The sequence below is a fragment of the Colwellia meonggei genome, assembly GCF_057537295.1.
Genome location: NZ_BAAJLZ010000001.1, coordinates 516,524 through 535,667 on the forward strand (window position 1 = coordinate 516,524; position 19,144 = coordinate 535,667).

General features: G+C 38.7%; 16 protein-coding genes. 10 read left to right on the plus strand and 6 right to left on the minus strand.

What is annotated here, in order from left to right; genetic code table 11:
- Nucleotides 1-33: 33 nt before the first annotated feature.
- On the minus strand, nucleotides 34-873 hold the full coding sequence (locus AC27E9_RS02385) for a 2OG-Fe(II) oxygenase family protein (RefSeq protein WP_487126902.1): 840 nt from the start codon (nucleotides 871-873) through the stop codon (nucleotides 34-36).
- Between the two features lie 172 nt (nucleotides 874-1,045).
- Between AC27E9_RS02385 and AC27E9_RS02390 the strand changes: the two genes are divergently transcribed.
- Together AC27E9_RS02390 and AC27E9_RS02395 are read left to right on the plus strand one after the other, a co-directional pair.
- Complete coding sequence (locus tag AC27E9_RS02390) at nucleotides 1,046-1,333, plus strand: hypothetical protein (protein ID WP_487126904.1); 288 nt, start codon at nucleotides 1,046-1,048, stop codon at nucleotides 1,331-1,333.
- A gap of 343 nt (nucleotides 1,334-1,676) precedes the next feature.
- A complete protein-coding gene (locus AC27E9_RS02395) occupies nucleotides 1,677-4,232 on the plus strand; it encodes a sensor domain-containing phosphodiesterase (RefSeq protein ID WP_487126906.1) in 2,556 nt (851 codons plus the stop codon).
- 117 nt (nucleotides 4,233-4,349) lie between these two features.
- Here AC27E9_RS02395 and putA read toward each other — a convergent pair whose 3' ends face one another.
- Entirely contained in the window at nucleotides 4,350-8,174 is a 3,825-nt protein-coding gene (gene putA, locus AC27E9_RS02400) for a bifunctional proline dehydrogenase/L-glutamate gamma-semialdehyde dehydrogenase PutA (protein ID WP_487126909.1), read from the minus strand.
- Nucleotides 8,175-8,325: 151 nt separating this feature from the next.
- Here putA and AC27E9_RS02405 point away from each other — a divergent pair, with 151 nt between their 5' ends.
- The 5 genes from AC27E9_RS02405 (at nucleotide 8,326) to AC27E9_RS02425 (ending at nucleotide 14,236) form a co-directional block, all read left to right on the plus strand.
- Entirely contained in the window at nucleotides 8,326-8,808 is a 483-nt protein-coding gene (locus AC27E9_RS02405) for a winged helix-turn-helix transcriptional regulator (RefSeq protein WP_487126911.1), read from the plus strand.
- A gap of 182 nt (nucleotides 8,809-8,990) precedes the next feature.
- Complete coding sequence (locus AC27E9_RS02410; protein WP_487126913.1) at nucleotides 8,991-10,682, plus strand: M28 family metallopeptidase; 1,692 nt, start codon at nucleotides 8,991-8,993, stop codon at nucleotides 10,680-10,682.
- A 71-nt stretch (nucleotides 10,683-10,753) separates the two neighbouring features.
- On the plus strand, nucleotides 10,754-11,593 hold the full coding sequence (locus AC27E9_RS02415) for an HDOD domain-containing protein (RefSeq protein WP_487126914.1): 840 nt from the start codon (nucleotides 10,754-10,756) through the stop codon (nucleotides 11,591-11,593).
- A gap of 205 nt (nucleotides 11,594-11,798) precedes the next feature.
- Nucleotides 11,799-13,223, plus strand: coding sequence for a sodium-dependent transporter (locus tag AC27E9_RS02420; RefSeq protein ID WP_487126916.1), 1,425 nt, complete (start codon nucleotides 11,799-11,801; stop codon nucleotides 13,221-13,223).
- A 119-nt stretch (nucleotides 13,224-13,342) separates the two neighbouring features.
- Entirely contained in the window at nucleotides 13,343-14,236 is an 894-nt protein-coding gene (locus AC27E9_RS02425; protein ID WP_487126918.1) for a class I SAM-dependent methyltransferase, read from the plus strand.
- 63 nt (nucleotides 14,237-14,299) lie between these two features.
- Here the strand turns inward: AC27E9_RS02425 and AC27E9_RS02430 are convergent, their stop codons facing one another.
- Both AC27E9_RS02430 and AC27E9_RS02435 read right to left on the minus strand, forming a co-directional pair.
- The gene (locus tag AC27E9_RS02430) at nucleotides 14,300-14,914 is read right to left on the minus strand and encodes a LysE family translocator (protein ID WP_487126920.1); all 615 of its coding nucleotides are present in this window, start codon (nucleotides 14,912-14,914) and stop codon (nucleotides 14,300-14,302) included.
- A 26-nt stretch (nucleotides 14,915-14,940) separates the two neighbouring features.
- A complete protein-coding gene (locus AC27E9_RS02435; RefSeq protein ID WP_487126922.1) occupies nucleotides 14,941-15,837 on the minus strand; it encodes a DNA ligase in 897 nt (298 codons plus the stop codon).
- A gap of 160 nt (nucleotides 15,838-15,997) precedes the next feature.
- Between AC27E9_RS02435 and AC27E9_RS02440 the strand changes: the two genes are divergently transcribed.
- Both AC27E9_RS02440 and AC27E9_RS02445 read left to right on the plus strand, forming a co-directional pair.
- Nucleotides 15,998-16,501: a hypothetical protein gene (locus AC27E9_RS02440; RefSeq protein ID WP_487126924.1), complete on the plus strand. Its 504-nt coding sequence runs from the start codon at nucleotides 15,998-16,000 to the stop codon at nucleotides 16,499-16,501.
- A gap of 159 nt (nucleotides 16,502-16,660) precedes the next feature.
- Nucleotides 16,661-16,903: a PGPGW domain-containing protein gene (locus tag AC27E9_RS02445; protein WP_487126926.1), complete on the plus strand. Its 243-nt coding sequence runs from the start codon at nucleotides 16,661-16,663 to the stop codon at nucleotides 16,901-16,903.
- Nucleotides 16,904-17,002: 99 nt separating this feature from the next.
- On the opposite strand, the gene AC27E9_RS02450 is transcribed toward AC27E9_RS02445, so the two are convergent.
- Nucleotides 17,003-17,719, minus strand: coding sequence for a DUF3581 family protein (locus AC27E9_RS02450; protein ID WP_487126928.1), 717 nt, complete (start codon nucleotides 17,717-17,719; stop codon nucleotides 17,003-17,005).
- A gap of 133 nt (nucleotides 17,720-17,852) precedes the next feature.
- Complete coding sequence (locus AC27E9_RS02455) at nucleotides 17,853-18,176, minus strand: GIY-YIG nuclease family protein (RefSeq protein ID WP_487126930.1); 324 nt, start codon at nucleotides 18,174-18,176, stop codon at nucleotides 17,853-17,855.
- Nucleotides 18,177-18,296: 120 nt separating this feature from the next.
- Here AC27E9_RS02455 and AC27E9_RS02460 point away from each other — a divergent pair, with 120 nt between their 5' ends.
- Nucleotides 18,297-19,097 carry a DUF2797 domain-containing protein gene (locus tag AC27E9_RS02460; protein WP_487128263.1) on the plus strand — a complete coding sequence of 267 codons (801 nt, stop codon included), beginning with the start codon at nucleotides 18,297-18,299 and terminating at the stop codon, nucleotides 19,095-19,097.
- The last annotated feature ends 47 nt before the right edge of the window (nucleotides 19,098-19,144 follow it).

The following is a 19,144-nucleotide window of genomic DNA, read 5'->3' on the forward strand; positions in this document are numbered from 1 at the left end:
TACGACTTAATCGATACTTAATTTACAACTCAGTTATTTAACACCAAGTTCTCTTAATCTTTCTAGTAAGTAGCTTTCTTGGGTGTGTTTATCAGAAAGTACAACTTCACTTCTTGGGTGCAAGAATAGCGGTAAAGATATACGTGACTTACTTGAACTTGCTCCCGTTGGATTGATCACTCGGTGACTTGTCGAAGGGAAATAACCTTGCGAGGCTTCTTGTAGCATGTCGCCAATGTTAATTATCAAGCTGCCAAAGTCACATGGCACATCAGCCCACTCACCATTTTGTTGCTGCACTTGTAAGCCAGGTTCATTTGCTGCCGGTAGTATGGTTAGTAAGTTAATGTCTTCATGGGCAGCAGCTCGTATTGCTCCTGGCTCTTCTGTGCCATCAAAAGGAGGGTAGTGTAATACACGTAGTAATGTATTTGGCGTGTCCATAATCATATTAGAAAGTGGCTCAGAATAGTGTTTAGCTACCTCAGCAGGGCTGTGCTTTTCTACCCAATCTAATAATTCACTAGCGAGGTCTGATGCCATTTTATAGTAATTTAAAATATCTTCTTTTAACTGAGTTGGAATACGCCCCCATGGGTAGATGTGATAATACTCTTTAATATCTTTTTTGGTATGACCTTTTGCAGTTTCAGAAATTTCAGGAGCAAAATATCCATCTTGTTTTTCTGGATCAAAAGCAAATGCACTTGTATCTTCATGAGTAAAAAATGTATACCAATCTTGATATATTTTTTCTACTAACGACTGCTGAATAGGGTGGTTTGTTAGTACACCAAAACCTGTGTTGCGTAAACTCTCTACGAATTTTTGTGGTGCATCGCTAGCGCGGTAATCCACTACCTGTACTTGCATAATTTTCCCCTCGGGCAATAATATTTAATACTTAGTCTTTATTTTTACGTATTATATACTCAAACTAAAGGGAAGTGGACGATAACAATAATCTAAGCGGTAAAGTTTTCCGTAATGGTCTGTAGCCACTTCTTTAATTAAAAATTAATTTTTAGCAATATAAGTGAAGTAAATGATGAAACAGTTAGTTTTGATGGTTTCCGGTGTATTATTTTTTTCAGGGTGTAGTTCTAATAATAATATTTGTGAAGATGTAACATTGGCTTCCGAGCAGGTTCAGCAATGTCAGTCGTTACACAAGCAAATTGTTAATGCTAAAAACAAACCTTTAATTCGCACAGAATTAGAGCGTAGATACCAACAAGATTGTATTGATATTCGCTTTTATCGTGATGATAAACAGGCAGGAGTATGTGGCAATAAAGCTGAGGTTGCTGACGCACAAAAGCTGAACAATTAATTCTCAGTTGTTATTGAAATCAACTAAAATAGTAGGCTGCTATTTTAGTTGTGATAACCTAAAGCTTTAAGTAAAAAAATTATTGTTTTAAATAGCTTACTATTAGTAAGTGCTTTACTTTTTTGGGTTTAGGTGAGAAATTAACTTCGCGCTAAATTATTCATATGCACAGTTTTGTATTGTTCTTGGCAGTGAGAGTATTTAGCTTATGATGTATCAATAATTTCGGTGCGACTCAATATATCTATTAACTAAGCATTGAAATTTTTGACTCTTAATATTTTTATCTATTACGCTGATGGCGTATTAATGGCTACCATATAAAACTATTGTGGTGAAAACATTGGCAGGTACTTTGGAATCTTCTGATACTTCAGGTTTAGCAAAAGAATCAATTAATTTACTGAAAAAATTTCAGAAATTACAGGATCGCTATACGGCACTATTAAAACTCAATCAGTTATCTACAGATTGTGCTAATCTCGATACTTTTTTCACTCAAGTTCACCAATCAATTGCCTCAATTATGAGTGCCAATAATTTCTATATCGTCTTATATGATCAAACGTTAGCAACACTCGAGTTGGTTTACCATGTTGACGAAAAAGATGATATGGAGAAAGGTGTTTATCCGTTAAGTCGATTTAAAGGGTCAATGACCAGTTATGTGATAGAAACAGGTGCACCTTTATTAGCTACACCGGAAGTAATTGCCAAGTTAGAACAAGAACAAAAAATAAAATCTATTGGCACCGCAGGTATTGATTGGCTTGGCGTTCCATTGATGCATGAAGGTTTTGTTATTGGTGTAATGGCAGTACAAAGCTATTCTGCAGCAACACGCTATCAAGAAGCAGAATGTGATCTTCTAGCATTTACCGCCCAACATATAGTTACCGCATTAACACGTGTACAAGATAGAGAAAGACTACAATCAGCAGTAGATGCTCGTACACGAGAGTTAATGCAGCAAATTCGTGACCGTGAAAAGTCAGAGTTATTGCAAGAATCCTTGTATCGAATCTCAGAGCTAACTAACGATCCTAGTCTTGATATTGAAACCTTTTACAATATGGTGCACAACATTGTTGGTCAGCTGATTAACGCCGAGAATTTTTATATTGCTAAATACAACCATGTAACAGATGAAATTTATTTTAGCTACTATCTTGATCAGTCGCCTAAACATGTCGTTAAAGAATATCAACCTCGCAAAGCTAAAAAAGGCCTGACTGAACTGGTACTAAAAAGCGCAGAAACGGTGTTGTTAGATCAAGCTGCTATTAAAAAACTATACCTAGAGGATAAACTTGTTAGCGCGCAGGCAGAAGTGGTTTCATGGCTTGGTGTGCCATTAATTCATTCAGGTGAAGTACTAGGCGCTATGGTCTTGCAAAGCTATCAACAGTCCATTTTCTTTACTGAGCAAGATGCCGAGTTATTGCGTTTTGTTTCTCGTCATGTTGCATCTGCCATTAAGCGTCGTGAAATTGCAGATTATGAACGTAAAGCTCATGAACTGCTTGAACATCAAGTTAAACTGCGTACCGTTGCCCTCGAAGAAGAAATTAAACAACGTAAAGCCGTACAAGAAAAACTTAAGCATGCAGCTTCACACGATGCATTGACAGGCTTGCCTAATCGAGCAGTGTTTATTGATTTATTAAATCATGCCATTGCCTGTAATAAACGTCGACGTGAAGCAAAGTTTGCCATTTTATTTTTAGATCTTGATCGATTTAAGGTGGTTAACGATAGTTTAGGTCATCATGCTGGCGATAGTTTATTAAAAGAAATCGCTGTCGCCTTAGTTGACGTTGTTAGAGATAAGGATACTGTTGCCCGTCTTGGCGGCGACGAATTTGTTATTTTAGTTGAAGACTTAGAAAGTAATGACGAAGCCTATGAAATTGCGAAAAGAATAACTGAGTTGTTGTCATCGCCGTTTATTATTGAAAATCAATCTGTATTTATTGGCACTAGCATTGGCATGTTATTCAATAATGACCGATACGACACAGCTGATACCATGTTGCGAGATGCTGATATTGCTATGTATCATGCGAAAGATAAAGGCAAAGGGCGCTATGAGGTGTTTGATTCAAGCATGCATAAGAAAGTGCAAAATGCCTTGTCACTGGAAACGGATATTCGAGAGGCTATTGTTCAACAAGAATTTGAACCTTATTTTCAGCCTATCGTACGCTTATCTGACGAAAAAATTATTGGTTTTGAGGCGTTAGCCCGCTGGCAAAGCAAAACCCGAGGTTTTGTTTACCCTAATGACTTTATTCCACTTGCTGAAGAAACTAATTTAGTGATGGCGATAGATATGCAAATACTAGAAAAGTCTTGTCGGCAACTAAAAGTATGGCAACAACGGACAGGTTTAGAGCACCTTTACGTAAGTTGTAACTTGTATTGTAATCACTTCTTTAGTTTAAGTTTACCGCAAGATATTAAAGCGATTATTGAAAAAACTGGTGTGCAGCCCCATCAAGTTCGTGTTGAACTCACTGAGCGCGCATTATTAGAAAATAATGATATTGTGCTTGATAACATGCGAGCGTTGAGAAAAATGGGCGTTAAAATATTATTAGACGATTTTGGTACTGGATATTCAAGTTTGAGTTACTTACACCGCTTCCCAATGGATGTGCTTAAAATTGATCGTTCATTTATCAGTAATGTACATGAGCGTGATAATCATCAAGCAATTATCAAAACCATTATCGATTTGGCAGCTAATTTAAATATGGCTACGGTTGGTGAGGGCATTGAGAATAAAGCTGATGCGACATTAATTACCAAAATGGGTTGCAATTACGGCCAAGGCTATCATTTTTTTAAACCTTTACCCGGTGATGAAATTGAGAAGTTTTTAGTGAGTAAAAGTTAGCTGAATTACAGATTGTTTTTTATAAAAGCACAATAAAAAACCGCGTGTAATGGTAAATTACTCGCGGTTTTTATTTTTATATCATAGCGTTATTTTCATCATGTCGATATTTAGAACTTAGCCGACATTTGATTCCATTGTCATTAACGAGGCATTACCGCCTGCTGCTGTTGTGTCGATTGTTACTGTTTTCTCAGTCACCATACGTTCAAACAAGCTTTTATTCGTATAAGCCGTTATTAACGGTAAAATAGCACCTTTTCTTGCAGCAATGGTTTCACCAACAAGCTTCTTAAGCGGACTTGCATTATCAATAACGGCACCGGCTAAGGCAGGTGTGTTTAGTAAGGTTGGCAAATTACCTAGCGTCACTACTTGGAATACTGACCGTGGCAAACCTGCGGCAATTAACAGCTGTGCAATGGCATTGGCTTCAGTAAGATATTGCTTGTCGACTAATGCCACAACACAGTTACCTGCACTTAATGCCGAAACCACTGACATCATCCAAAACTCAAACGGTGTATCTTTACAACGAACGCAGGCTAAAGTACCACGCGACTCTAGATGTAAAATGTTTGACTCACCCGTTGGTCCCGGCAGCACCGTTGGCATTGCTAAGCGCTTTTCTATCAATAATAACTGCGCACGTAATGCGGTTAAAGTGGCTGCTAATTCACCCTCTTGAGCGATTATGGCTTTGTTGGTAGCAAGCTGAGCTAGTAATTGGCGAATAATTGATACTTTGTCGTTTAATGACGTAAAGCTCCACTTTACTTCATTGCCTTTGGCATTACGTACTTGTTGCTCAACGGTATTGGTGTTTGCAGACGCTTCAGCAATATCCGCATTCAGTACTTTTGCCATTTCTTCTGGCATAGCAACGTCAGCAACGCTTACCTTGTCTTTGACCAAGCGAGTTAAATACATAGGACCACCTGCTTTAGGACCTGTACCTGATAATCCACGACCACCAAACGGTTGAACACCAACTACAGCGCCAATCATATTGCGGTTAACATAAACATTACCAGCACGTGAGCGGGCAGCAAGGTAGCGGCTTTTTTCTTCAATTCGGGTGTGAATACCCATAGTTAAACCAAAACCTGTGCCATTAATTTGTTCAATAACGTTCTCTAATTGGTCGGCGCGGTAACGAATAACGTGCACAATTGGACCAAATACTTCCTTTTTCAAGACTGATAAGTCGCTAATTTCATAAAGTCGTGGCACAAAAAAGTTATGTTGATCTTCGCCTATGCTGTTATTCAATGCTGGTGCTTTACAGGCGTAATGAAGTTGGCCGTTATCTCGTAAATAATCAACGTGCTCGTTTAAAGCGCCAAGTGCTTTTTTGTCAATCACAGGGCCAACATCAGTACTTAAAAATGCAGGGTCGCCAATGTGCAACTCTTGCATTGCGCCTTTGATCATGGTGATAATTTTGTCAGCAACGTCTTCTTGCACGAAGAGCACGCGTAAAGCAGAACAGCGCTGCCCGGCACTTTGAAAGCCCGACGCGACAACATCGTCAACCACTTGCTCAGGCAATGCTGTTGAGTCAACAATCATACAGTTTTGTCCGCCTGTTTCCGCAATAAGAGGAACAGGGTCGCCATTACGTTCTGCTAATTTTTGTGAAATCCAGCTACCAGTTTCAGTCGAGCCAGTAAACATAATGGCTTGAATACGTTCATCAGGCACTATGGTTTGTCCAACTTTACTACCACGAGCAATAACAGGCTCTACAACACTGGTTGGTAATCCGCACTCGTGCATAATTTCAATGGTACGAAGCGCTACTAAACTGGTTTGCTCTGCAGGTTTTGCTACCACAGTATTACCAGCAACAATGGCTGCTGAAACTTGCCCTAAGAAAATTGCTAACGGGAAATTCCATGGGCTAATACAAAGTACTACGCCGCGTGACTCTAACGTACCATCAGCTAATAACTCTTCTGCACGGGCAGCGTAGTAACGACAAAAATCTACCGCTTCACGCACCTCAGCAACCCCGTCGGGAATGGTTTTACCGGCTTCTTTAGTACATAGGGCAATTAATTCATCACGATGTGTTTCTAACGCGTCAGCGGTTTTAAGTAGTATTGCTGCACGCTCAGTAACAGGTGTTGCCGACCAGTTCGCGAAGGCGTTGTCAGCGCGCTCAACAATGGCTTGCATATCGGCTTCATCAGCGTGTTTGATATAGCCAATAACTTCATTGAAGTTTGCAGGGTTTGTTACCGCTTGAGCATCTTCAACAACAGGTGATTTAGAAGCTTTATCGAACCAAGTATTAACGTTATTGCGCATGTCCGTTAATTCGTCAATTGTCGTTAAGTCGATACCTTTTGAATTAATGCGGCCAACATTGTGTTCGCGTTGGTATATTTCAATTGACTGTGGAATTTGTGGGTTGTACTTATTTTGCCACGCCTGAACCGTTTCAACAGGATCGGCTAATAATGACTCTACTGGAATATTTTCATCAACAATATTGTTAACAAATGAGCTGTTGGCACCATTTTCAAGTAATCGACGTACTAAGTATGCAAGTAGATCTGAGTGCTCACCAACAGGTGCATAAACGCGACACTGAGCGCCTTTGCCATTAACGACTTGGTCATATAATGATTCGCCCATACCGTGTAAACGTTGGAATTCATACCCTTGAGCGTTACCAGCAATTTCCAAAATTGTAGCAACTGTGTATGCGTTATGCGTGGCAAATTGTGGAAAAATAGTGTCGCGATACTCAAGTAATTTTTTCGCACAGGCTTGATAAGAAACATCGGTTGATGGTTTGCGCGAAAACACTGGAAAGTCGTGATAACCCTCTACTTGTGCTTCCTTAATTTCACTATCCCAATAAGCACCTTTCACTAAGCGCACCATCATTTGGCGGCGAGCTTGTATTGTTAAGTCGCGCACCCACTCAATAACATCAATACCACGTTTTTGATAGGCTTGTACCGCAATGCCAAAACCATTCCAACCATCAAGGTCTTTATCTAAGAATACTGCTTCGATGATATCTAATGAAATATCTAAACGGTCGGCTTCTTCAGCATCAACAGTAAAGCCAATATTGTAGGCTTTTGCCGCCAAAGCTAATTCTTTCAGGCGCGGAATAATTTCTTCGATAACACGTTCACGATGAGAAAATTCATAACGTGGATGAATAGCCGAAAGCTTAATTGAGATACCAGGGCTTTTTTCTGGCCCTTTACCTTTAGCTGCAACACCTATGGCGTCAATCGCATTCATATAACTGTTAAAATAACGGTCGGCATCAGGCATAGTTCTTGCGCCTTCGCCTAACATGTCGTACGAATAGGTGTAACCTTTCGCTTCAACATCAATGGCTCGTTCAATAGCGCCTTGAATTGTATGGCCCATGACGAATTGGGTGCCCATTATTTTCATCGCGTAACGAACCGCTTTGCGAATTACTGGCTCACCTAAACGACCAACTGTTTTTTTCAGCAACCCAAATTGGCTTTGTTTGTTGTTGTCAGTGTAGTTAACAAGCTTACCGGTAAGCAATAAACCCCATGAAGAAGCGTTTACGAATAACGAGTCGCTATTGCCAATGTGTGAACTCCAATCACCTTCGGCTAACTTATCTCGAATTAAGTCATCAGCAGTTAGTTTATCTGGCACACGCAATAATGCTTCTGCCAAACACATAAGTACTACACCTTCTTCCGTTGAAAGTGAGAACTCGTTAAGTAGTGCATCAACTCCACCTTTGCCAACTTGGTCTTTACGAATATTAACCACTAGGTTGCGGGCATATTCCCAAGCACGAGATTTCGCATCTACACTAATTTCGGCAATTGGCAGCAATTTTTCTAATATAGTATTTTCGTCTGCGCGATAATTATCACGAATGGTTTGACGTATTGTGCTGACATTGTTGAGTGTGCCGTTAAATAGCATAGTAACTCCTCATTTATTGGTTTGAGTTGAATTTGAATACAATAGTAGCTGCGCATTTTAATGAATAACTCACAGAATGTGTTGGTGTATTTTGGGTTTTTACGATAAATTATCCTGTAATTTCTTATTTTAACCATAAAAAACACTGCTTATGAATAAAGATAAAATCAAAAATTTAGACCGAATTGATTTAACAATTTTAGACGTTTTACAAAAAAATGGTCGAATTTCAAACAGTGAACTATCTAAAAAAGTTAACTTAAGTGCTAGTCCATGTTTAGAACGGGTGAAGCGCCTTGAGCAAGACGGTTACATTGAACGCTATGGTGCATTTTTAAATGCCAGTAAACTAAAGTACGGCATGTCTGCTTTTATTCAGGTGACTTTAGATCGAACTACCGCAGATGTTTTTAATGATTTCAGGGTGCAAGTTATTAAAATTAAGGAAGTTGCAGAGTGTCATATGGTTGCCGGTGGCTTTGACTATTTACTACAGTTGCGTTTTGAAGATATGGACGCGTTTCGAAAGCTGCTGGGCATTATTGTTGAATTACCGGGCGTGTCGCAAACCCATACCTATATGGTGATGGAGCATGTAAAGCGTTATTCAGGGGTCCCTATTCTCGAGAGTTAAGTTTTATTATGCAAAGTTATTGCAACATTTTGTTAAGTTTATTGTTTTGTAATTAAAATGGTTCGCTAGTTTTTTTCGGTATCAGTCGATATAGTGTTTGCCAGATTATTAGTAAGTATTCAGCATTATCAATAGCTGAATACTTTTAAAAAAATATAAAAATAAAAGAGCAAGAGAACATCATGAAATTATCCCTGCTTAAAACCGCCAAGCTATTTGGTTTAATTGTCTTGCCTGCTTTGGCTCTTGCTGCCTGTAATGAGCAGGAAATGCCTGTAGAGAGCCATACTGAACCTGTCTCTAGCCAAGTTAATGAAGCGAATATTAAAGCGCATATTGAGTTTTTAGCAGATGATACTTTGCAAGGTAGAGATACCGGTAGTGCAGGTTATCAAATTGCTGCCAATTACGTGAAATCCTATTTTAAGCAATTAAATTTAGTACCAATGGGAGAAAGTCTTGGGGCAAACTCCCAAGGTTTCGAGCAACAAGTTACTTTTCGTAAAAGCTATTTAGTTGACGGCACAGGAAGCGCAACCGTTCATGGTATGTCGGGTGATATAGAGCTTGCTTATGGCCGTGAATTTTTAATGTCAGGCTCTAGTACTGAAAGTGAAACAGCAATTACTGCTGCAACCGTTTTCGTTGGTTATGGTGTTATCTCTAAAGAGTTCGGCTATAACGACTATCAGAATATTGATGTTAAAGGAAAGATCGTTGTCGCGTTGTCAGGCAGGCCTGACGATTTACCGTCTGAAGAAGGCGCTCATATTGGCTCTGGCGCGGAAAAAAGTCGTCACGCGGCTGAACGTGGCGCGGTTGGTTTTATTACCATTCATACGCCAAAGCGTGAAAAAGTACGAAGTTTTGAAAAATCAGCACAGTTTGCTAATACACCTCGCCTAAGTTGGTTAACAAAAGAGGGAACACCATTTGGTAAACACCCAGAACTTGTTGCTGGCGCCTACATTCAGCACGATGCAGCTAAAGTTTTATTTGAAGGGGCAGCTCGCAATTTAACCGATGTTTTTGCTGCTGATGATAATAACAGCGCCATCACAGGCTTTGATTTACCTCATAAAGTGACTTTAAAAAATCAGGCTCGTCATGAACAGATCACTAGCCCTAATATTATTGCAACCATAGAGGGCAGCGATGAAAAATTGAAAAGTGAATATGTTGTTTTCAGTGCTCATTTAGATCACATCGGTATCAGCTCACACGGTGATGACAGCGATACGATCAATAACGGTGCCTTAGATAATGCCTCTGGTGTTGCAATATTGCTTGAAACCGCAAGATTAATGGCAGAAATGCCAAATAAACCAAAGCGTTCAGTATTGTTTGTTGTAGTTACAGGCGAAGAAAAAGGATTACTGGGCTCTAGCTATTTTGCCAATAACCCTACAATACCTGTTACGCAAATGGTGGCAAATGTTAATTTAGATATGCCATTAATTCTTTACCCGTTCGCTGATGTTATTGCTTTTGGTTCGACTCATTCCACCATGGGACAAATAGTGGAAACAGCAGCAAAAAAAGTCAATATTGAATTAAGTGAAGACCCTATGCCTGAGCAAGCGTTATTTACACGTAGTGATCATTATAGTTTCGTTAAAGCCGGCATCCCATCAGTGTTTTTGATGACAGGTTTTAAATCAACAGATGAAGCTATCGATGGTGGCGCAGTTTTTGGCGATTTCTTAAAGAATCATTACCACCAACATAGTGATGAAATTAGCTTGCCAATAAATTATCAAGCGGCGGCAAGCTTTGCTCTTGTTAACATGATGATAGGGTTGGAAATAGCGAATCAATCGCAACGTCCACAGTGGCATCACGGTGATTTCTTTGGCTTAACATTTGCGCAATAAAGAGACCTTTAGTTAGCTGATTAATGCCAAAACATTGTAATAGAGACCTCAGAAAAGGATAGTAATAGAGTATGAATGCTCATGAATATGCCATGCAGGCTAATGGTTCTTTCGCGTTACCAGATGCATGTTTTAAGGTAAAAGCGTTAATGGAAGATGATAACTCAAGCATTGAAGATTTTGCTAATGTTATCAGTGTTGATCCGTCAATGACCTCTCGTTTACTGCAAATTGCTAACAGTGCTATTTATAGTTTCCCAGGAGAAATTAGTACCATTTCACGGGCCATTACGATTATTGGTACCCAAGCGATTTACAACATGATGTTGGTGGATGTTGCCGCTACTGCATTTAAACACTTCTCTAATCAGTCGATAGACTTAAAGCGCTTTTGGCACATGAGTGTTTTCTGTGGTTTAGCTACTAAAAACTTAGCGATAACGTCAGGTATACGTGATATTGAGCGTTTATTTGTTGCCGGGTTATTACAGAACTTTGGCGAACTTATTGTTGCGAAAATATCGCCTGAACTTGCGAAAAAGTGTGAAGCTTATGATGAGAATATTTTACCATGGCAATTACAGCAACAAGTACTGGGCTTTACCTATACCGATGTTTCTGCGGAATTATTAAAAATTTGGCAAATACCGGAAAAAATTATTTTACCGATTCGTCATTACAATAACGCTCATAGTATTCAAATTAATAAAGACGTAAAGGTTTTGTACTTAGCCTCTCGTTTGGCGTTAGTGGAATGTCATGCAGATGTTTTTAGTTATGATGATACGGTTGATGCAAACTTGTGCCAGTCGCTTAAAATTACTTCGAGTGACCTTGAAGATGCCGCCGACTTTGCCAGAATTGAAGCCGAAAATATCCTCAATATTATGAATGCAAAGTTTTATGGCTAATAAAAATGCCAGTCAGTTGACTGGCAAATCACTGCAATAAAATATATACACTTGGCTTCGTAGAAAGCCATATCAAAACAAGACATTAATAAAAAAGCCTGATAGCATCAATCAGCGTTTGCATTTACGTGCAACGAATAAAAGGGCAGCACGCAATACAAAAATATAATTAATAGCCCAGCAAAATTTACAATGAAGGACATTTATGAGTACAGATAGAGAGCATTTTAGTTCCCGGTTGGGGTTCATCTTAGCTGCCGCTGGTTCAGCAGTTGGTATTGGTAATTTAGTTGGTTTTCCGGTGAACGCCGCTAAAAATGGCGGTGGTGCATTCTTGTTAATGTACGCTCTATTTGTTTTTTTAATTTGTTTACCCGTGATGATTGCCGAAATGGCAGTTGGTCGAAAAACTGAAAAAGAACCCGTTGGCGCCTATAAAACTTTAAGTGGTGGTAGCAAAGCATGGGGAGCTGCAGGTTTTCTTGGTGTTCTAACACCTTTTATGATCGCTGTATTTTACATGGTTTTAACGGTATGGATTTTTGGCTATATCGCATTAACAGTTACAGGTAATTTAGATTATTTAGCTAGCGCAAATGGTTTTGGTGAATTCGTTAATAGCCCTTACTTATTTGGTGCCATGATTATTGTTGCCGCTATTATTAATTTTATTTTAGTAGCGGGTGTAAAAGATGGTATTGAACGGGCATCAAAAATACTGATGCCGACACTTTTCATTATGTTATTGATAATGGTGGTGTACGTATTAACATTAGATAATGCCTTTTCTGGTGTTAAGTTCTTTATCATTCCTGATGTCTCTAAATTAACGCCTGCGGTGATTAATGGTGCGCTTTCTCAAGCCTTTTTCTCATTATCATTGGGTATGGGTATTTTAATTACTTATGGTTCTTACATTAACCGCAAAACCGATATTGTAGGCTCTGCAAAGCTTGTTGCTATTACCGACACTGCCGTGGCCTTTACTGCGGGTTTAATGATATTACCGGCGGTATTTTCATTCAACCCGGATGTTGACCCTGCGCAATTAAGCGATAGCTCAGTATCACTAATCTTTACCTTTTTACCGAAAATATTCTTAGCACTACAAACTTCAATTGGTTATATTGGCGCCAGTGTTGTAGCAGCATTTTTCTTTATTTTGGTGTTTTTCGCGGCAATTACTTCGCTAGTTTCCATTTTAGAAGTGCCAGTATCGTATTTAGTTACTGAGAAAAAGCACAGTCGTAAAAAAGCATTATCAATTTTATTGATGACTGCAGGTATCTTAACTATTTTTGCAACATTATCGTTTGGTATGGTGTCATTCTTTACTGAGTTTACGTCATACGCTGGCGGTGTTCGTTCGTTCTTTGATGTGGTTTACGATATTTTTTACGATACTATTTTACCGTTAAATGGTTTCCTACTATGTATGTTCGTTAGTTACCGCTGGAAGAAGCATAAACTTTCAGAAGAACTGGCTTTAGGTAATGCAAACTATAAAGGCTCATGGGTTGAGAAATACATTAACTTTTCGTTAGGAACATTCATTCCATTAATTGTCTTTGGTATTTTTATTAATACTGTTTTACAAAAGTTTTTCGCGGTGAGTATTTTTGGCTTTTAACCATAGATTCAAACCTTGTTTTTTCGCTATGTAGATGCGAAATAATGCAGGATAAATAACCCAGAAGGCCGGATAATTTGTTATTATCCGGCCTTCTTTTTTGTTTAACAGTTTTCACTATGATCGAATTTATTCAAACAACGGATTTTAGCCAAAGCCAACGCTTATTTCATGGTCGTGGCCATGCTTATGAAAACTTGTCGCATGTTAATGTAGATTGGTTAGCTCCGGTTATTCTGATCACTTTATATCAAGAAGTTGAAGCACAGTGGTTAGTTGAGCAAGTTAATACCCTAAGAAAATTGACTGAAAAATGTAAGTCTATTCAAGTACAGTTTCGCTGTCGAAAATTTGCCCCATGTGAACTATTATGGGGTGAAGATATTAGCGCGATACATGCTATAGAGCATGATTTGAAATATCATATTAGCCTAGGGAAAGCACAAAATTCAGGCTTATTTTTAGATATGCGTAATGGTCGTGAGTGGGTTAAAAAACACAGCGACAATAAACGTGTATTGAATTTGTTTTCTTATACCTGTGCGTTTTCTGTTGCAGCGATTGCCGGTGGTGCTAGCAAAGTTGTTAATATCGATATGAGTAAAAGCTCATTAGCGAAAGGACGTGAAAATCACCGTTTAAATCAGCAAGACTTATCGCAAGTTATATTTGAAGGGGTTGATATTTTCAAGTCATACGGACGTTTGAAAAAACATGGTCCATATCAGCTACTCATTTCAGATCCGCCATCGTTTCAAAAAGGCAGTGTCAATATCGAACGTGACTATAAAAAAATTATTCGACGTTTGCCTGAACTTATGTCAGAAAATTCCGATGTTTTATTGTGTTTGAATTCCCCTGATTTAGATGAAAACTTCTTGCTAAATGAAGTGGCTAACGAGTGCCCTGAATGTGTATTTCAATATAAAATTGATACGCCAGAGGTATTTAAGGAAGCGCATCAAGGTAAGGGACTTAAGTGTTTATATTTTGTTTATAAACCTAGCCTATAGTCTTTCGTATAACTTTCGCCCTAGAGTGCTTGAGCGGTTTACCACACAAGCACTTAGTCAAAACTAATTCATTACTACGCGAGCAGCTAACAGTATTAAGAAGCTGCCAGTGACTTTATCAACAATATGGCTGTTAGCTTTTAGCTTTTCTAAAATTGGTCCTCGTGACATCGTAAATGCAATCACGATATACCAAAGCATATCAATTAAGCCTACCGTTGCTGTCATTATAATCTTTTGCTGCCAGCCTGCATCGGCATCAACAAATTGACTAAACAGAGCGAGAAAGAAAATTGCCAGTTTAGGGTTGAGAAAGGCAATTAAGAAACCATCACGCCAGCCGTTAATACTTGGGTCTAATACCGCATCCTTTTTAGCAAATTGAATATTTTGTTTTTTGCTCATCAGCGCCTTAACACCTAGATATAGTAAAAATGCTGCGCCGCTGTATTTAATTAAGTCGAATATCATTGGTGATTGAACTATTAGTAAGCCAATGCCTGTTGCGGTGATAGCAGCGTACAAGGCAACCCCTAAGCCGTGACTAATGGCCGTTGCATACCCTTGGCCTGAACCACCATTTAAGGTGTTTTTTATCACTAAAGCTAAGCTAGGCCCTGGTGATAGGGCTCCTAAAATACAAATAACAACAAGTGATAGCCACAAATGAAATTCCATACTAATTCACGCCTTATATTACGTGCCTAATGCACTTTTTTGATTCGAAGAAAACTGGCAAATCTTGGCACACCTCGGCGTGTTTTACCAATGTATTTATAAGTTATTATCGCGCCGATCTTGGGTGGGTTTTGGCGTTCGTGATCTGAAAAACCGCTGCCAATTTTAAAGATTATACCTTGTGGTGTTTTCACTTTAATTGCGCCGAGCATGCCTTGGTATTTACCTTTGCCAGGGACGTGAGCAATAACGATTGCTTCTGCATCTTGGTGTTTTTTTAATTTAAGTAGATTGTTACTACGACCTGTTTGATGATGTGCTGTTGCTAGGTGCAACATCAAACCTTCGCCCTCATTCTCTACTACTTTGTCTAACCATTTATAAAGGTTGTCACTGCTATATACTTTTCGCTGCTCAACCATTTGTAAATATGGTGATTTAGTGTTCTGCGCCAGTTGCTTCATTAGCAGTATGCGCTGGCTAAAGTTTGACTTCTGTAAAGGTAAGTCAAATATCATTAATTTAAGGTCACGCCAACATTCCCCATTTGAAGTTTTGGTTCGCACACAGGCACTAATTTTTTCGAATTCTCCTCTGGCACTCCAAAGTTCGCCGTCCATCGTGATATTAGGCCAGTTTTCAACAAACCAGTTTGGTGCCGGTAATACATTGCCATTTCGGGTCAATAATTGTTCTCCATTCCAATAACCTCTGACGCCGTCAAGCTTCTCACTGGTCCAGTATTTTTCTATGTGTTGCACTTTTTTATAAATTTTGGCGTGTTGTAAGTCAGGTTTTCTGTTTCTATGCGAAATTTGAACGTCGCGATTAGCCTTTTCATGCGCTAATGCTTTAGGCAACAAAAGGCATAAATATAAAACCAGCATAGCTAGCAGCAAGCGTGTATATTGTTGAGGAAGCATCCGTGTTCCAAGGTAGATTTAATTTGGCTTCATTATAGAGTGCTTTTGCTATCAGTGCTGAGTATCTTACTCGATCTCTTTCAGTAGTTGAGAAAGTAGAAAAATTGCAGGAGTTGGCTACACTTTTGACATTCGTACGGAACTCAATGGATGATATCAGATGAAAGGAATCATAGGGCTATGCCTAGCTTTAATCATGCTTGTTATTACTTTTCCTGTAATAGCAGGTAAGAAGCATTGTCAGGGATACCGTAGCAAGCTTGATAATATTCAAGCCCAGCAACGTCAAGGAAACTCTTTAAAGCGTAGTAATAGTTTGGCTGTTCGAGAAGCTAAGGCCCGTGATACTTGGTGGCGCTGTGAAACCGGAAAAATGAAGAAAAAAACCAGTAAATCTAAAAAGAAAACTAATAAAAAGAACAGTAAAAAACAAACAACTCAGGCGCCTGTTAAGCTACAAACACTAAAGCCATTGTCACCATTTTCGAGTAACAAACCTGTTGTGGTTCGCTCTAAATATCAGGGAGAAAAGCTACAAGCTTGGTTGCAATATTATCAACCGGAAAAACAGTGTGCTCGGCCGAAATCTACGCAAACATTTGCTGCATGTGTTGAAGATAAACGTCGTCAGCAAATAGAGTTTGAGCAAGGTTATTTAAAATAATTGCTAAGCTAAATAGCTAATTAATAGTGAAGTTGACGAAATTTAACTAAAGGTTATTTATATTACACTTGTATCTTATTGTAATGGTTGTATATTTTTATTGGAACAGCTTTTGCTGATAAACACTTATGTTTATGAAATTCGGCTAAAGAGAATAAGATGCAAGAAAAATTAAAACGAACTACTATCACAGTATTAGGTTTTTTATGTTTATTCATTGGTACCATATTTATTCTTCTACCTGGGCCTGCGGTGATATTTATTCCGTTAGGTTTAGCACTATTAAGTATGGAATATGATTGGGCAAAACGTTGGTTAAAAATAAGCCAACAATACTTTAGGAAAGCAGCAGTGAAGGCCGATGATAGTTTGCGTTGGTTAGGAAAAAAATTGCGCTCGTAAAGACTAATTCATACAAAGAGCACTGAAGATAATATCGGGTAAACTAGATTTACCCGAATATTTGTCAATATCGAGGTTTTGTCCTTTAAATAGCGTTTATTAAATGCTGTTTTTCAAATACTGTGCTTTAGTATCAGTATATTGCGTCACAATAGTATCGATAGTTTCTTGGCAGTAATCTCGTAGACCACTAAGCAGCATGAACTTCTTACCGTGGCCTATGATTTCCCCTTGTGAAACAAGATCAAATGACAAGCTGGCTTTACCGCGCTTACCATCGATATCTAGCGTTGTAGACGATAGTTCTAAGGCAATATCTTGAAATGAAAGGTTGTCCAAGTGAATAGACATGCTTTCGTACATGATCATCGGGCGTGCTGGGTTGATCATCACCTGATTATCTTTCATTAAGTTGACAAGAATATGTGGGAAAGTATGACCTGAAAATTCAACATAAGCGCGAGTTAACGCTTCAATTGCTTGGCTATCCGTTGTGGTTTCACCAGCAACCGTCATGTTTAAGTATTCCTTTTGTTTTTCGTCGGTAACACTAGCTGATGATTTAATTGTGCTTGGAAAGTTTAATTCAATACCATCAGTTACCATGCCAGAAAATGTAAAGCTCATTTCTTGATGTAAGCCTGCACGTTCTAAAACTAATGAAAACAGTAAATCGCCCGGAACACAAAAACGTTTCGCGGTAATATCGTGGAGCGGGTTAAAATCATCGGCAATTTGTTTTGCAAAATCACTGGCCTGTTGGCGCGTGAAACTAATTTTATCATCAGAAATACTGCAATAATTTTCTAAAAACATAGATGGTTGTCTTCACTTAATAACATTTAAAATCGCCGTTATTCTACCAGTATGCTGGATCAAAATCGAAATTTATTCAGCTTTAGCTTACAAAGCAGACCAGTAAAATCAAGCACTTTAAGCTAACAGCTGTTTATTTTTCGAATTCAGATGTGAACGTAAACGCACTGACAAGTTGCTCTTTTTTGGCTTTAGTAAACTTCTTCAGTTGGTATTCGCGGCGGCTGGCTTCTTGTCTGTTAATTTGGCTTTCAGCATAAGCCAAACTAACTGGGCGGCGAACACGTGTATATTTAGCGCCTTTATTATTACATGTATTGTGTTCGATTAAGCGTCGACTGACCGAGGTAGTAATACCTGTATATAGGCTATTATCTGCACAACGAAGAATGTATACATACCACATAGTTAACTTGTATCTTGATGATTTTCGCCGACTATCATCGCAATTTTTCATTACTTATTCGAGATAAAAATAAATAAGTGCTAGCTGGCACTTTCTGATTTTTATATTATGGTGCGCTAGATAATCATAGGCGAAATTATGCAACAAACAGAGAACGGCGCGCTGAGAAAAATGCGAGCACAATTATCCGATGATGGAAATGTTCAATATCGTATGGTGATAGGTGAGCAGGAAGTTGAACTCAATTCGTTAATTGGTAAGCATATATCTTTACATTACAGTGGCCATATAGACTGTCAGCATTGCGGTAGGAAAACCAAAAAGAGTTACTCACAAGGCTACTGTTTCCCTTGTATGCAAAAGCTTGCTCAATGCGACATGTGTATCATGAAACCAGAAACCTGTCATTTTGAAAAAGGTACCTGTCGTGAGCCTGAGTGGGGTGAGAAAAATTGCTTTATTCCGCACTATGTATATTTAGCAAATACTTCGGGCTTGAAGGTCGGTATTACTCGTCATAGTCAAGTACCGACTCGGTGGATAGATCAAGGAGCTACGCAGGCATTACCAATATTTAAAGTGAGTACTCGCTTGCAGTCAGGGCTTGTTGAAATAGCACTAGCAGAATTTATTGCAGATAAAACTAACTGGCGCGCTATGCTAAAAGGTAGTGCTGATAATATTGATTTGCAGGCCATTGCTGCAGAACTAAAGCCTAAAATTGCTGAAAAACTAGCCGACTTAGCGTTAACTTATGGTGATGATGCAATTACTGAGTTAAATGAAGAAGTAGTAAATTTACATTTTCCAGTGCAACAGTACTTAACTAAAATATCGTCTTTTAATTTTGATAAAACTCCTGAAGTTTCAGGGCAATTGTTAGGTGTAAAAGGGCAATATCTAATTTTTGATACTGGCGTGATTAATATTCGAAAGTTCACCTCTTATCATGTTAGTTTGCAGGTAAACTAATTATATCGTTCATAATAAAGCCAATGGACTACACTAAAAATGAACGC